Annotated in this window: 10 protein-coding genes; 6 read left to right on the top strand and 4 right to left on the bottom strand. The window is 35.3% G+C overall.

Annotated features, from left to right (window positions below):
• Positions 1-120: 120 nt before the first annotated feature.
• The 5 genes from GQN54_RS13000 (at position 121) to GQN54_RS13020 (ending at position 10,228) form a co-directional block, all read left to right on the top strand.
• Complete coding sequence (locus GQN54_RS13000; RefSeq protein ID WP_160634128.1) at positions 121-738, top strand: 2OG-Fe(II) oxygenase; 618 nt, start codon at positions 121-123, stop codon at positions 736-738.
• Positions 739-987: 249 nt separating this feature from the next.
• Positions 988-1,263, top strand: a complete 276-nt coding sequence (locus GQN54_RS13005) for a hypothetical protein (protein WP_160633991.1) — start codon at positions 988-990, stop codon at positions 1,261-1,263.
• 314 nt (positions 1,264-1,577) lie between these two features.
• Entirely contained in the window at positions 1,578-7,655 is a 6,078-nt protein-coding gene (locus tag GQN54_RS13010) for a PKD domain-containing protein (RefSeq protein WP_160633992.1), read from the top strand.
• 2 nt (positions 7,656-7,657) lie between these two features.
• Entirely contained in the window at positions 7,658-9,205 is a 1,548-nt protein-coding gene (locus GQN54_RS13015; protein ID WP_160633993.1) for a tetratricopeptide repeat protein, read from the top strand.
• A 6-nt stretch (positions 9,206-9,211) separates the two neighbouring features.
• Positions 9,212-10,228: a PorP/SprF family type IX secretion system membrane protein gene (locus GQN54_RS13020; protein ID WP_160633994.1), complete on the top strand. Its 1,017-nt coding sequence runs from the start codon at positions 9,212-9,214 to the stop codon at positions 10,226-10,228.
• 173 nt (positions 10,229-10,401) lie between these two features.
• Here the strand turns inward: GQN54_RS13020 and GQN54_RS13025 are convergent, their stop codons facing one another.
• Positions 10,402-11,349, bottom strand: a complete 948-nt coding sequence (locus tag GQN54_RS13025; RefSeq protein WP_160633995.1) for a threonine ammonia-lyase — start codon at positions 11,347-11,349, stop codon at positions 10,402-10,404.
• A 492-nt stretch (positions 11,350-11,841) separates the two neighbouring features.
• Between GQN54_RS13025 and GQN54_RS13030 the strand changes: the two genes are divergently transcribed.
• Positions 11,842-12,891 carry a CNNM domain-containing protein gene (locus tag GQN54_RS13030; RefSeq protein WP_160633996.1) on the top strand — a complete coding sequence of 350 codons (1,050 nt, stop codon included), beginning with the start codon at positions 11,842-11,844 and terminating at the stop codon, positions 12,889-12,891.
• Between the two features lie 75 nt (positions 12,892-12,966).
• Here the strand turns inward: GQN54_RS13030 and GQN54_RS13035 are convergent, their stop codons facing one another.
• From GQN54_RS13035 to GQN54_RS13045, 3 genes are all read right to left on the bottom strand, one after another.
• Positions 12,967-13,329, bottom strand: coding sequence for a heavy-metal-associated domain-containing protein (locus tag GQN54_RS13035; protein WP_160633997.1), 363 nt, complete (start codon positions 13,327-13,329; stop codon positions 12,967-12,969).
• 97 nt (positions 13,330-13,426) lie between these two features.
• Positions 13,427-14,914: a T9SS type A sorting domain-containing protein gene (locus GQN54_RS13040; RefSeq protein ID WP_160633998.1), complete on the bottom strand. Its 1,488-nt coding sequence runs from the start codon at positions 14,912-14,914 to the stop codon at positions 13,427-13,429.
• Positions 14,915-15,039: 125 nt separating this feature from the next.
• On the bottom strand, positions 15,040-16,368 hold the full coding sequence (locus tag GQN54_RS13045; RefSeq protein WP_394350987.1) for an MATE family efflux transporter: 1,329 nt from the start codon (positions 16,366-16,368) through the stop codon (positions 15,040-15,042).
• Between the last annotated feature and the right edge of the window lie 37 nt (positions 16,369-16,405).

Genomic DNA, 16,405 nt, shown 5'->3' on the forward strand with positions numbered 1-16,405 from the left:
GTTAGCACTATTAAAAGCTAATTTTGCATAGGATTCAAAAACAATTATTGATATAACTTGAAAACACGATTTAATTTCGAACTTGTTCACGACGACAATTCTAATGAAACAGAATTGGGAATGTTAGACGCAATAGCGGACAGCCTTGCAATAAATTCTTATGCTATCATTGATAACTTTTTGTCGGATGAAGAGGCGATGGATTGTTTGGCCGTTTTGAGAGAAAATAAAGAGGACGGAAATTTTAAAAAGGCTGGAATTGGGACACTTGGGATGCACCAGATAGATAAAAGCATTAGAGGAGATGAAATCAAATGGTTGGATAATAATAACCTATCTCCGGCGTCTCAAGTATATATGGATCAGGTTGAATCAATGATGCGGTTTTTTAATCGCACTCTATTTTTAAGTTTAAAAGATTTTGAATGTCATTTTGCGCACTATCCTTCAGGAACTTTTTACAAGCGGCATTTGGATTTATTAAAGTTGTCAGATCATAGAAAACTAAGCTTTGTGTTCTATTTAAATCCTGATTGGAAAGAGGGTGATGGCGGCGAACTTTTGTTATACCTTCAAGAGAATGGTACAGAAAGAACGGTCGTAGTCAATCCCTTATTGGGTCGATTGGTAGTGTTTAGGAGTGAAATTTTAGAGCATGAAGTAGCACTAGCTAATAAGAGTAGATATAGCATTACTGGCTGGATGTTAGACCAATACAAAGGAACTACTTTCCTTTAAAGTTTATTCAAACAGACATTAGTGAAGTGCTTCCAGTTTCTAATAATCTACTTTATTATGATTAAGAAAAAGTTTTACCTCATGGTTAGTATCGCTCTGCTTTGTTGCAATTTGATACTAGTATTTTTTTTACTTCAAGTTCCTAAAATTAATAGGAATGAAGGGCCTATGAGAAGGCAGCCTAATCCGAAAATGGTGATTATTGAAAAACTCCATTTTGATGATAATCAGGTTAAAGCCTATGAGTAATTGATTGACGTACACCAAAATGAGATTCAACAGCACGATAGAGCAATAAATGATTTAAAGCGGGAATTGTATTTACAATTAAAATCAGCCAATCAGGAAACTAAATCTGAGGAATTAATCGCAAAAATGTGTGAGATTCAAAGTGAGATAGAGCGAGCTCATTTTCAGCATTTTTTCGAGATTAGGGCACTTTGTCGTCCCGATCAAATGGATGATTTTGATTCTCTTTCTGAGGAGTTAGCTAGAATATTTGGAAAGCCACCCTTAGTTCGATAATACATTGCATTTTAATTGCTTAATATTTGGGAAGGAGCGTCTTGTCTAGTAAGTGTTAATAGCATTTGTTTATCAGGTATTATTTCTAGAATAAGAAGGCTTGGGATAAATAAAGATTAATTGTTTTTAAGTGTTGTTAATACTAGGCAAGAGTCATTTGATTCTTGCCTTTTTTGCGTTAGAAGATTGCTGTGTTATTCTTTATGATTTGATAAATAGGAAGTTCTGTTAATTCTCAGAAATAGCTCTCTCCATTTTGTTTTTTTTTGGTAAAAAATGTTAACCTTTTTTACTTCCTTTGCGTAAAACCACCCATGCTAAACCCCTGCAAAAAAATACTTCTACTGTTCGTTTCCTTACTATTAGTAGGTATATCGTCCTACGGTCAGTGCTTTAGAGTACTTGACGGGAATGGAGTTTTTACCAATAATAACCCTCAATGGGTCAATTGTACACCTGGATCTTATACATTAATTCTTCAAACTAATAATGCCATTGGGCCTTATACCATTAATTGGGGAGATGGGAATTCAGGAAGTGGTACGGATATTACCCCTCCGGCATTCATTCAGCACACCTATCCGAATACAACGAATACCTTTAATGTTACATTGACAGAAACAGGAACTGGTTGTACGATTAACGGCTTAGTTGTTTTAGAGAGGAACCCTTTGGCTTCGATTCAGTTACCTGCAGGTGACGACAATTTTGGATGTACTCCAGTCCAATTTCGATTTATTAATAGTTCTACCCAAATATCAAGTACAACTTCATTTACATGGGATTTTGGTGATGGTAGTCCTGTTCTAAATTTTGGTGCTGGAAACCTAGGAGATACCATTAACCATACTTATCTCCCCGGAATCGGTGTTCAAAGCTGTGATTTGGAGGTAACATTGGAAGCAACTAATTTTTGTGGAACATCTACAGCTAGTTTCTTTCCACTAAAAGTTTGGGATTTGGATGAAGCGCGTATTACCCCATCTGCAACTCTTCAATGTTTTCCTGATAATACATTTCAGTTTACAAATTCTACTATCCGTAACTGTTATCCAGAAGGGAATAACTCACAGCGTTATGAGTTTTGGAATTTTGGAGATTATTGGGGGAAGGGATACGACTCTATTATCAATTGGCGTCCATGGAATCCTCCGATTATCAATCCACCACCCATAGAGTACCCAGGTGTTGGTACTTATTCCGTGACACTTATAGATAGTAGTTATTGTGGTACAGATGCGACAACAATTAGTGTAACTATAACAAGTGCACCAACATCTGTAATCACATCCAACAAGGATACTATTTGTGCAGGAGAATCAGTTACTTTTATGAATGGCTCTTTTGGAGGCGGTAATACTTATCGTTGGAATTTCGATCAAGGAAGTGGATGGCAAAACTTAAATGGCAACAATAAGACAAGAACTTTTAATAATCCAGGTGATTATAGAATTGGATTGATTGTCGGTGTAAACGGTGCAAATGGTTGTAGAGATACTGCTTTTGTTGATCTTTATGTTAACCCAAGCCCTACTACAGATTTTACCTTAAGTAATAACAATCAGTGTGATAGTATGATTGTTAACTTTACTAATACTACCACAGGTGCTGTCTTTTGGCGATGGACTTTTGGAAATGGGAATACTTTTGTTGGTCAGAACCCTCCCGCGCAGAATTATACTTCACCTGGTGCATATACGGTCAAATTATACACTGAAAATAATTCAGGATGTCCCGATTCAGTAACAAAAACAGTTAATATCTATCAAACTCCTGTTCCTGCCTTTTTGCCTGCTTCTGTATGTGTAAATTCTGTTGCAAGTTTTATGGATCAATCCACTACTGCCCCTGGTGATCCGGTTACATCATGGTTCTGGGATTTTGATAATGGGTCAACATCAACTTTAAAAAACCCTACTACAGTTTTTACAACAGGAGGGACGTACAATATAGTATTACAAGTATCTACAGCTAATTGTACTGCTAGAGATACAATTCCTATTATAGTCGAAAGTCTACCGACTGCAGGCTTTACGCTGTCCCCCGATGGTGGATGTTCGAAGCTTGGAGTGGCTTTTTCAAATACCTCATCACCGAATGCCACTAAGTTTAAATGGAATTTTGGAGACGGTAGTCCGATTGATACGAATCGAAGCCCAGTGCATGAATATGTGAATACATCATCCGGGGATACTTCTTTTATAGTTACCCTAATTGCTTCCACAACATTTGGATGTTCAGACACCATATCCGATACCATTGATGTTTTTCCAGTACCCTCTCCTGACTTTACCTCAGATGCTGTTGTAGATTGTGGTCCAATTACAGTCAATTTTACGAATTTAACAGTAGGGGATAGCTTGAGTTATATCTGGAATTTTGGAGATGGAACAGCGCTCTCAACAGATACTAATCCCACTCATGTATTCGACAATAAGACACTGTTTATTAGTAACTATAATGTTCAACTAGTGGTTCTATCTAAAAATGGATGTAGGGATACGACAACCAAAGTGATAACAGTCAATCCTGAGCCAATTTTTAATTTCACCACATTGCCTGATTCAGGATGTAGCCCTTTGAGAGTACAGTTTCCTGTTGTAGTTGGGGCGGTTAGTTATCAATGGGATTTTGGTGATGGTAATACTTCAGTGGGAGCTAATCCTACTCATTTGTATGTTAATAATACAACCAATAATCAGACTTTTAATATTCGCTTGATCGCAACAAATAGTTTTGGATGCAGCGATACCTCTTATGGTGATGTATTAGTTTATCCAAACCCAACTTCAATTTTTACAACAGATACTATTCGAGGTTGCCAGCCATTGCCTATTGAATTTACTAATTCTAGTACCGGTGCAAATTTCTACAATTGGAGTTTTGGAGATGGTACCTCTAGTGATACTTCAGATGCAATTTTTACAAAAATATTCACAAATACTACTGCAACTATTGTAAATAGAACGGTAAGATTAATCACTAGCACTAATCAAGGTTGCAAAGACACCGCTACCACACAAATTGAAGTTTATCCTAAAGTGGAAGCACAGTTTTTATCGGATACAGCAGGATGTACTCCTTTTCCTGTTTCATTCACTAATCAATCTATAGGTGCATCTGGATATCAATGGAGTTTCGGGGATGGAGGAAGCTCCACTTTAAATGCCCCTAATCATCTTTTTGTTAATCCGTTGTTAAAAGACACCATTTATCAAGTAAAATTGATAGCGACTTCTCCTCAAATGTGTGTAGATTCACAAGTGAATAATATTCTAATATATCCAAAGCCAGTAGCAGATTACACAATTGACCAATCGGTGGGATGTCATCCACTGATAGTTAATTATTCTAACAATTCCTTGATTGCAGATTCTTGTCGTTGGGATTGGGGAGATGGTACTTTCAATAGTAATTGTTTTTCTGCCAATTCACATACTTTTAATAACACAACCTCTTCGTTACCCATTAATTATTATACGAATTTATACGTCTTTACAGATAATGGATGTAAAGATACTTTGAGAAAAACAATCACAGTAAACCCTGATGTTATTGCTGCTTTCACTGCAGATACTGTAGGGTGTAGCCCTTTTCCCGTAAGGTTTTCAAATAGCTCAACGGGAGCAGCTAATTACCATTGGGAATTTGGTGATGGGACTTCAAGCAGTGCGGTGAATCCAAGTCATACTTATATTAATTCAGGCTTAACTGATACGATTTTTTATGCAAAACTATTAGTTGGGTCACCACAAGCTTGTCTTGACTCTGTAACCATTCCTATTAGAGTTCACCCTAAACCAATAGCAGACTATACTCTAGGTAATAATCTTGGATGTCATCCATTTGAAGTAAACTTTACAAATACATCCTTAATTGCAGATTCTTGCAGATGGTCATGGGGTGATGGTACTTTTGATGACACTTGTTTTATTACAAAATCCCATAACTACACGAATACTACCTCTTCATTACCACTGATTTACGCTGCAAATTTGTATGTGTTTACCAATCAGGGTTGTAAGGATACTATAAGAAAAACAATTACTGTAAATCCTGACATTATTGCTGACTTTTCTGTGGATACAATTGGATGCAGCCCTCATGTGGTTCGCTTTAATAATAGTTCTTCTGGTGCTGCAGGTTATAATTGGGATTTTGGAGATGGTACTTCAAGCATTGCTGTGAACCCCAATCATACTTATGTAAATACTGGATTGATTGATACCATTTTTGAAGCTAAACTTGTAGTTAGATCCCCTCAGGGATGCACGGACTCTATGATAGTTCCTATCCGAGTGCATCCTAAACCAATTGCAGATTATTCCATCGATAAAACTATTGGTTGTCATCCACTAGAAGTAAATTATACAAATACATCATCTATTGCTGACTCTTGCAGTTGGGTTTGGGGTGATGGTACTTTTAATGACACTTGTTTTGTGAGTAGTTCACACACCTTCTCCAATACGACTTCATCAGCGCCGATTACCTATGCAACCAATCTTTATGTATTTTCTGATAAGGGTTGTAAAGATACCCTGAGAAGAACTGTGACAGTGAACCCACAAGTAATTGCAGACTTTACTGTAGATACAGTAGGCTGTAGCCCATTGAAAGCTACTTTTAATAATAGTTCTGTTGGAGGCGCAAGTTTTCAATGGTTGTTTGGTGACGGAGTTATTTCTAACTCTTCTAATCCCAATCATATTTATATCAATTACGGTCAAATAGATACAATCTACAATGCGAAGCTAATTGTGCGATCCCCTCAGCAGTGCATTGATTCATTGGATTATGATATTTTGGTGCATCCAAAACCCATAGCCGATTTTGTGGCATCAACTACTGGAGGATGTCAGCCATTAGAAGTTCAATTTACCAACCAATCTACTAGCAATGACTCTTGTAGTTGGGTATACGGTGATGGGAATAGTCTAAATAACTGTAATATCAATACAAATCATACTTATTTTAACCAGACATCACTAGTACCTATTTCTTACCCAACTGAATTAAGAGTCTATACTAATTTTGGGTGTGCAGACACTTTGGATCAAATTTTTACCGTAAATCCACAGGTTATAGCGGATTATTCTTTTGATACCATAGGTTGCTCTCCATTTCCAGTTACCTTCAGATCTCAGTCATTTGGAGCAATTAGTTATCAGTGGGATTTTGATGATGGAGCTACCTCACAGGGCCTGATTGCAAATCATACCTTCGTAAATACTTCAAGTAGGGATACGGTTTTTAATGTACAATTAATTGCTAATTCAGTATACAACTGTAAGGATACCGTAGTTAATCCAATAACAGTAAGAGCAACACCAATTCCTGATTTTGTAGCCAATCCTATAACACAATTATTTCCAAACTCTACTGTGAATTTGATCAACAATACGAATGCGGGACCATGGAATTATAATTGGAGTTTTGGAGATACCACTTTTTCTACCGTTCGATCGCCAGGTAGTCACGTGTATAATTATTGGGGAAAATATAAAATTTGGCTAAAAGCAAGTACACCATTTTGTTCGGACAGTGTTTTTAGAGAAATTACCATTATCGCTCCTGTTCCTGTTGCGGAGTTTAATGATAGTATTACAGGATGTGAGCCATTAGCGGTAACCTTTCAGAATCAATCAATCTATGCCAATCAGTACATTTGGGATTTTGGAGATGGGAGTAGCTCCAGTCAGAAAAATCCGACCTATACTTACAGGCAACCTGGAATATTTAATGTATCCTTGAGAGCAATTGGAGACGGAGGAGAAGACATTGAAGTAAAGAATAATTATGTGGAAGTCTATAGACGTGCGAATGCTAACTTTACGATCAACAAAGGACCTGATGAAAAGATATTCATCCCAAACGACCCATTAGTTACAATTAATTATTCAATCAATGCTGATAGTTACTTATGGGATTTTGGAGATGGCAACACTTCAACTGAAAGAAACCCCACTCACTACTATACCAAAGAAGGAACTTTTCCAATATTTCTGATTGCAGAAACTTCATTTGGTTGTAATGATACTTTTGATTTAGGCAGAACAGTAATAGCAGAATTGCAAGGAAGTATTAGAGTTCCGAATGCATTTACTCCAAATCCATCAGGTCCAGGTACTGGTCAAGTAAAACGCAATCCGGGGTTTGGAGAGTTAAATGATGTATTTTATGCATTAATTGTAGGTGCAGAAACTTATGAATTGAATATTTTTAATAAATGGGGCGAGTTGTTGTTTGTTTCTAAAGATCAGGAAATTGGATGGGATGGTTATTACAAAGGTGAACTTTGCAAGCAGGATACCTATGTATGGAAAGTGAAAGCGACTTTTGCAGATGGAGAAACAGTTGTCAAAACTGGAGATTTGCTATTATTGAGGTAACTATGGAAAAACGATTACTACTTTTAATGGTATTGATTGGTTGGAATCTAATTTCGATTGGACAAACTGATGGATATAGTAAAAAGGATAAAATTGCCTACGAAGAGGCTGATTCCTATATCGCTTATGGGGATTATAAAACTGCTGCAGAACTGTTTGAGGAATTGTATAAAAAGGATCAAGCCAACCCTTGGATCAATTATAAATTAGGTCTCTCTTTTTATGAACTTCATGACTTCGAAAAGGCTAAGCCATATTTAAAAAGGTCAATAAATACGGTGGAATCAGCAAAATACTATCTAGCACATATTTTACATTATCAATCCTATATTGATGAGGCGGAATTAATGTTGAAGAGTATTCAATCATCTGAAATTGATCAAAAGGAAATTCAACGGATTTTAGATCAGATCGAATTTGCAAGAATTCAATTTAAAAACCCACAAGAGGTAACAATTAAAAATGTAGGAGAGCAAATTAATAGTGAGTATCCTGATTATGTGCCATTAATTACCGCCAATGAGGAATATCTTTATTTCACAAGCAGACGACCTAATGAAGAGCACCAGTTAAAAGACGTAACAGGCCAGTATTATGAGGAGGTATATATGAGTTTGTCAATTGACGAACAATGGACAAAAGCGGCACCTATAAAAGGAAACATCAATACAGAGAAGCACGATGCTTGTGTGGGATTAAGTCCTGATGGTAATCGGATGTTTTTGTTTAAAACCAATACCAACTTAATAGGTGGCGATTTATATGAAAGCCAACAGATTAATGGTTTTTGGAGCACTCCCTTGAAAATGAGTGATAAAATAAATGGAGAATTCAGCATTGAGCCCAGTGCAAGTATTAGTATAGATGACCGAACCTTTTATTTTTCTAGCAATAGGGAAGGAGGTTATGGAGGTTTTGATTTGTATCGAGTGGTCAAGTTGCCTAATGGCGAATGGAGTGAAGCAATGAATCTAGGGGATAAAATTAACACGCCATTTGATGACGATGCTCCCTTCATTCATCCTGACGGAAAAACACTTTACTTTAGTTCAAAAGGTCATCAGTCCATGGGAGGGTATGACATCTTTAAGTCTAAATTAACTTCAGATAATCAATGGGGGGCAGTGGAGAATTTAGGATTCCCCATTAATACGACTACTGATGATATCTATTTCGTTATTGGGGCAAATGAGCACCATGGGTATTATTCATCTGCGAAAACGGGAGGTTTCGGTGGGCAAGATATCTATAGAATTAACTACCTTGAAAAATCATTGAGACAATCAGTTGTTAAAGCTCAAATTCCAACATTAATCGGTAATAAAGATGGGGCATCTGTTACTATTTATGATTTGAGTACGAATGAAATAGTTGGAGCATATACTCCACGAACAAGAGATGGACGGTTCATTTTTATTGTGGACCCCAATGTGGAATATGAAATTGTAATCGAAGCCATGGGTTATGAGGAATTGATAAAAAAAGTGTCCTTTTCGATTGATGAATTATTGAATCGACCAACCATTGAATTTCAACTTATGAAAAACTAATTGGGTATGAAAAGACTACTACTTTACATATTTTTTATATTCATAGCAGTCTTTGCTAATGCTCAAGATATGCAGTTTTCGCAGTTTTATGCATCTCCTTTGTATGTCAATCCTGCCTTTACTGGTACTACTGTAGAACACCGATTGGCAGCAAATTATCGATTGCAATGGCCATCTATTCCTGGTGGATTTAAAGCTTATCACTTTTCTTACGACTATAATGCAGCAGATATAAATTCTGGTTTTGGATTTATTGCTAATAGAGAAGAATCCGGATCTTTCGGGTTAACAACTAATTTAATTGCATTGAGCTATTCCTATCGTTTTGAGATAAAACGCGAATTGTTTGTAATGGGAGGAGTAAAGTTTGGATATGCTTTTAGAAGTATAGATTATTCTAAACTGGTATTCAATGATCAATTGGAAAATGGATCTCCAGTGACAAGAGATAATGATGCCTTTGCGGATCAAAATAATAATTACCCCGATATCTCAGCAGGGGTACTGTTGTATTCTCCACAGTATTGGTTGGGAATGTCTTATAACCACTTAAATGAACCTAACCAGACTTTATTGTCAGGAAATGATAACATTAGTGAACTACCAAGAAAGTTTTCTTTGCATGGAGGATATGTGTTTGCGATTAAAGATAAGATTGTGAATAGAGCAACTGCTCAAAATGTTACTGTTGCATTTCAATACAAATCTCAGGGAAAATTTGATCAGGTAGATTTGGGTTTTTATTATAATAATAGTCCGCTCGTTTTTGGATTATGGTATAGGGGATTACCAATAATTAAACACTACGAACCAACATATGCCAACAATGATGCTGTTATTGCCCTAGTGGGATACAGTATTCCTGATTATAATATTAGTATTGGCTACAGTTACGATATCACCATCTCTCGATTAATATCTAATACAGCGGGCTCACATGAAATTTCTGTTGTATATGAAGTAGCGAGTAGAAGAAAAAAACGTAGAAATAGAAAGTTTATCGTTCCTTGCGCAAAGTTTTAATGTTTTCCTTTCAAACCTACTTTTGAAGAGGAGTTCTACGTATACACAATTTACTTTTGAAACTATTTTATAATTGTCTAAAGATATTTTTTAGGTGCTAAAAGTAACTAGATAATGTGTTAGAAAGAATGCTAATCTATGGAAGGAAAATTTTACACATTAAGAACGATGATTTATTGAAATGGAAGTTGACGAAGATCTACATTGCCACCAGTTAAAATTAAAGCAAGCTTTTTTCCTTTAAAGAAAGCTTTATTAGCCAATACAACTGCTAGTGGTACCGCGCTAGAAGGTTCGATGACAATTTTTAATCTTTCATAAGTTATTTTCATAGCACTAATTATTTGTTCATCAGTTACGGTAAAAATCTTAGATACATTATCCATGATAATAGGAAAATTTATCAAACCAACTGAGGTTAATAAGCCATCAGCAATTGTATTAGGGTTTGTTTGAAGTAGATGTTTACCACTTTTCCAAGATTGAAATGCATCATCTGCTCCTGTGGGCTCACACCCTATAATTTTAGTAGTTGATGAATAAACCAAAGTGCTTAAAATACTTCCCGCCATTAATCCCCCGCCACCAATAGGAGCTAAAAGGTAATCGATGTTTGTTTCCGCTTCATATATTTCTTTTACACAAGTAGCTTGTCCATAAATAACTTCCCAATTGTCGTAAGGATGCACAAAAGCAAAGCCAAACTCACTAATAATTTTCTCTACACCATCTTCTCGTGCTTGCAAGGTAGGTTCGCATAGCTCTATTTCAGCGCCGTATCCTTTTACTGCTGCTATTTTCACATTTGGAGCATTGCTAGGCATCACAATTTTAGCCTGAAAACCCGCTTTTTGAGCAGCCAATGCCACGGCCTGCGCATGGTTTCCACTAGAGTGGGTCGTAATTCCTTTGATTGATAAATTACCTTTCAGTTGAAGAATTGCATTGGCAGCTCCTCGCATCTTAAATGCGCCTATCTTTTGAAAATTCTCACACTTAAAAAGTAATGTAGCGCCAGCAAGTTGATTGATACTTTCTGAACTAAATAAGGGTGTTTGATGAATAAAAGGTTTTATCCTTTTGTGAGCAGACTCAATCGCTGTTTGGTGTGTAGTAGACATGTGTTGGTTGTTGCGTAAAATAAAAATCTAAAAATAAGTTATTTGTGATACAAATTTACATTGACATTGGTTTCTCAAATTAAATAACTCATTGGAGCAAACCATACCATTTTAGGTTCTTTTTTTGTGTAGAGAAGAATTTATTATAAGGACTATCTTAATTATGACTGCCAATTCTAGCTTATCAATATATGCTGAATGGTTATTTCAATAGCTAATTAATTTTTATTGCCCCTTAAATTAAATAATCGTTAGTAAATATGATGATATCTGCTGAAGAGTGAGTTCATTTTTTCAAATAATAGTATGTAATTCACGACGAATCGATTCGGCAACAAACAGAAGTAATGCATTTGGAAGAGTAGGGTCTAATTTACTTTTGTAGATCAGGTTAATTATTTTGATACATTTTAACGTGTTTAGTTTAATAGTCCTTTGATTCCAGTTACTGTAGAAGTTCATTATCTTTAGAGAATAAACAACTAACGTCTTATGACCCTTTTAATCTTTTTCTTTTTATTAAGCATTGGTATCTCGTTTTTATGTAGCATATTAGAAGCTGTATTATTGAGTATTACCCCTTCATTTATTCGAAAACAAGAGCATAGTAACCCAATTCTTTTCGAAGATCTTAATAAATTTAAGGAAGATATAGATCGCCCATTGTCTGCAATTTTAACACTGAACACGATTGCACATACTGTTGGAGCAATTGGAGTTGGGGCTCAAGCTAGTCAAGTATTTGGAGAAACAGTAATTGACTTATATCTATTCTCGATTTCTGCAGAAACCATAATTGCTGCATTGATGACTTTGGGTATTTTGATTTTAAGTGAGATCATACCAAAAACCATTGGAGCAAATAACTGGCAAAAATTGGCTTCCTTTTCGATAAGTACATTAAAAGTTATGATTACCATATTGACCCCTTTAGTTTGGATAAGTCAAAAAATCACGAGGAAGTTAAAAAACGAAAAAAACAAGAGTGTACTGAGTCGATCTGATTTGGCAGCAATGGCAAGAGCAGTGTCGAAAGATGGAGATATTAATCACTCTGAGAGCTCACTAATTCGAAATGTTTTGAACCTTCCAAATAAAAGCATAGAAGACATTATGACACCTAGAACTGTGATGTTTTCTGCTCTTGCATCAAATACAATTGAAGAAGTGTTTCAATCAGAACGATTTAAGCAATTTTCAAGAATTCCGATTTTTGACGATGAGAAAGAAAGAATTATTGGTATTGTTCTTAAAAATGATTTATTGAATGAGATCATTGAAGGAAACCGAGATAAAAAGGTAAGCGAACTGAAACGTGAAGTTAAGTCGATCAATGAAAATGAATTACTAGGGGAGTTTTTTAAAGATGTTCAAAAAAATAAGGAGCATATTTTTATTGTTCAAGATCAATACGGTAGTGTAACGGGTATTGTCACCTTAGAAGATGTATTGGAAACAATTTTGGGATATGAAATATTGGATGAGACGGATCAGGTTGCTGACCTTCAAACATTGATAAAGAAGAATGAATCGAAAAAGTAAATTCTATAACGAGGTTAAAGCACTAAAATTATAGAGCATAAAAAAGCGAAGTGAATATCACTTCGCTTTTTTATACTATTGAGTATCTTTCTTTTTCTTACAGCAATTGTCCAATTTTTCATAACCATCAGCACTTGCTTGCAGATCATTTGCTTTATATCCTGCTTCTGAAATTGCTTTTTCAATTTCTGCAATGGTTACTTGTTCTGTGTTGTATTTTACGATGATAGAATTGGTCTCACTATCAATATTAACCGATTTAATTCCTTTGTTAGACTTAATTTTGTTGTAGATGTTTCCACCACATGAACCACATTTGTCACAGTGGTCACAGAAGATTTCTGTTTTAATGGTTGCGGTTTCAATCTTGTCTTTTGACTGACTTTGAGCTGTATTTATCGCAAACATAAAAGTTAGCATGATTAATATTCTTTTCATAATTTTTGATTTTTTATGGATAAACACAAATATCAATGTTTTAATTCAAATGATACACCGTTTTAATAGGAATAGTAGCTAAAAATATATAAAAAGCTTACTCCTTAATTAATCGCTTGGTCACAACTCCTCTATTAGTGGTGATCTCAATTAGGTACAATCCCGATTGAAAATTTGAAATTTCAATATTCGGAGAATTTTGAGATTCCAATTGCATCTTTCCATCGATGGTGTATATTCTTACTAGTTGGATTTTTTCTGTTGACTTGATAGTTATAATATCCTTTACCGGGTTAGGGTACAATTGGATGGAGTTTTCTAAAGCTGATTTTTCTTCTAATCCGACAGTGAAAGTGAAAGGTGTGCCCCAAGTTTGATTGCCTTTTTTGAAGTAAGTATGTGTAGTAACTTCAGTTTCAGGGAGACCACCCCATGAGTCACTTTTATATTTATCAAATGGAAACCCAATAGGCCTCAATGTTTCTAAAGCATGCTCATATTTGGTGAAATAAATTCGGGCTATATCTTTTTGGTTTTGAGTGGGATGAATTAGAAACATAGTTTTGTATTCTATTATACTTGAGAATTTAAAATTTTCAGTATGAAATAGAATACTTGCGTTGCCCCATAAGTTATTAATTTCTGAATCGTTTACAATCATTGATTTTTTATTGTGTGAAATTTCTGAGATATCAAAAACATTAAACATGGTGTCTTTTCGTCGAGTATTGTTGTAATGATTGAACCAACTATCTTCTATAGTAATAGTCCTGATTAATCCAATAGTTGTATCGCTTATTATCTTTGCGATATGGTCTGTATTTTCTCTTGGCCAAAAATCACGGTCATAATTATAGTGATATTCATCTCCTACAGTTAAAACATTATAATCATTGTTAGTGTATGCATTGTTGGATAAGTAATATCGTTTAAAGGAAACATTAAGAATTCTATCTAGGTCTGAGAAGTCTATAGTTTTTACTAAACCATGATTTTTTGAAATAAGTAGTTTAAAATTTTGAAGCTTATGATTTGGCAAAACTATATTAGAATCGTTTAGTACCGTTAAGTAAATTTGAGCTAAGGAGTCCATGCCAAATTGACCGACTGAATCGAAATAAATTGAATCTACTGTAGCATTTATAATACTTGAAATTGATTTGCCTAAGGTCCAAGTTTGATTTCGTTTATATTGATGAGGAAAAGTTAATCTATATCCATTACTATCAATGGTTTTAAAAATGGAAGAATCAGACGAAATAATAGCTGTATCCCCCAATATCCTACCTTTTATTTTTAAACCATTTTGGTAGTACCAGTGCCACCATGGACCGGCAGCAATTAATGGATAACCTTTCTCGAAAATAATTACTGTTTCATTACCTTGGCTAGTAACACTTTTAACACTTACAGATTGTATTGCATAAGATAAAATTAATGGTGCATTTAATGGTCCTGCACTTCGAACAGAAATACTATCATCCTTAAACTGCACCAATGTATCACTGGCTTTAAATGGAGCCCAGTCTTGTGCGGATAAGATGGAAGTAAATAATAAGGTTGCAATTAGTAAAATTCTTTTCATAGGTCTATTGATTTGGTAGCTAGAGACCTAAGTTAACCATAAAACAAACGTATTTTTTAAAGAAGAGAGTTATTTTAAGAAATTTAGTCTAAAAATTAAATTTTACTACTAAAATTATATATTCGCTAATCTTTTGATTGACCAAAATCTGCGTTAAATTTCCAAACCAAAGCGACTGCTCTAAAAATCATCCACACCAAAAAGGCAATCCAGATTCCAAAAATGCCCCAATCGAAATATTGAGAGATGTATAGCGTAGGAACAAATCCCACGAAAGTGGAAACCAACAAGACGTTACGTAAATACTTCATTTTACCCAATCCTTTAAAAATTCCGTCGTAAATAAAAGCCACACCATTTATAGGTAAACTGATTAACACAATAAAAAAGAATTGATTGAATAACTCCAATACATCTGGTTCTTTACTGAAAATGGTACCAAAACTACTGTAGAATATCATACCGACTATCAAAAGTAAACAAGCCATCATTAAGCCATAATTGACACAGCGTTTGGCTAAAATACGCAGCGAAAATATATCGTTTGCTCCATAAAGTTTACCGCCCAAAATATTTCCTGCAGAGGCGTAGCCATCTAAAAAGAAAGCGGAGAACAACCAAATGTTGATAGCGATGGTATGCGCAGCGATCACCACTTTCCCCAAATCTGTAGCTACTCGCACAGCTAATATGAACGCTATGTTCAAAGCCAATGTCCGAACAAATAAATTCAAGCTCATTACCACTAAGTTTTTAATTTCAGGGTGAATGGGAAATGACAATTGAAGAGAAATGGAAGTTTTTTGTCGCAATAAAATATACGCTAATATGGCCATTAGAAATTGAGCGATTAGACTGGCCCAGGCCGCTCCTTCGATGTGCATCGGATCAATGTATCCTTCCCAACCATACACGAGTAGAAAATCCATTCCAATATTGGTAAAAGCGCCTACTAATGCAATCACCATAGGCCAAGTGGTATTTTGAAGCCCTCTAAAAATTCCAAAAATGGCGAAAGTGAACAAAGTCAATGGAAATCCCCAAACCCTTATTTTGTAGTACTGTATGCAATAATCCAAAACTTGTCCTTCAGCATTGAGTAATTGAAAAATGGGCTTAATAAAAATAGAGGTAGAGGCAAGTACAATAATTGATAAAACGAGATTGAAGAATATTGCTTGGGCAGGAAGAGATTTTATATCCAACAACTTGTCTGCTCCTAGGTGCTGAGAAATCAATGCAGAAATAGCACTTCTAGTTTGTCCTAAAATCCATATTAGCATAGATAAAAAGGCACCTACTATACCTACAGCAGCTAATGCCTCTGTAGCATTAGTCTCTAAATTACCCACAACTGCTGCATCAGTAGAAGAAAGCAGAGGTTCAGCTATGCTAGCTAGTAGTGCAGGAACCGCAATTTTATTGATGTTTTTAAATGTGATTTCGGGTCGAATCATAATGCAAAGAAAGTAGTTTCTGTTTGGTTTATAG

The organism is Acidiluteibacter ferrifornacis, from assembly GCF_009909615.1.
Taxonomy (GTDB): Bacteria; Bacteroidota; Bacteroidia; order Flavobacteriales_E; family Vicingaceae; genus Acidiluteibacter; species Acidiluteibacter ferrifornacis.

Excerpts from the sequence above, each read along its gene's own strand:
- GQN54_RS13000 (WP_160634128.1), top strand. The coding sequence starts at position 121 with ATGTTAGACGCAATAGCGGACAGCCTTGCAATAAATTCTTATGCTATC.
- GQN54_RS13010 (WP_160633992.1), top strand. The coding sequence starts at position 1,578 with ATGCTAAACCCCTGCAAAAAAATACTTCTACTGTTCGTTTCCTTACTA.
- GQN54_RS13015 (WP_160633993.1), top strand. The coding sequence starts at position 7,658 with ATGGAAAAACGATTACTACTTTTAATGGTATTGATTGGTTGGAATCTA.
- GQN54_RS13020 (WP_160633994.1), top strand. The coding sequence starts at position 9,212 with ATGAAAAGACTACTACTTTACATATTTTTTATATTCATAGCAGTCTTT.
- GQN54_RS13025 (WP_160633995.1), bottom strand. The coding sequence starts at position 11,349 with ATGTCTACTACACACCAAACAGCGATTGAGTCTGCTCACAAAAGGATA.
- GQN54_RS13030 (WP_160633996.1), top strand. The coding sequence starts at position 11,842 with ATGACCCTTTTAATCTTTTTCTTTTTATTAAGCATTGGTATCTCGTTT.
- GQN54_RS13035 (WP_160633997.1), bottom strand. The coding sequence starts at position 13,329 with ATGAAAAGAATATTAATCATGCTAACTTTTATGTTTGCGATAAATACA.
- GQN54_RS13040 (WP_160633998.1), bottom strand. The coding sequence starts at position 14,914 with ATGAAAAGAATTTTACTAATTGCAACCTTATTATTTACTTCCATCTTA.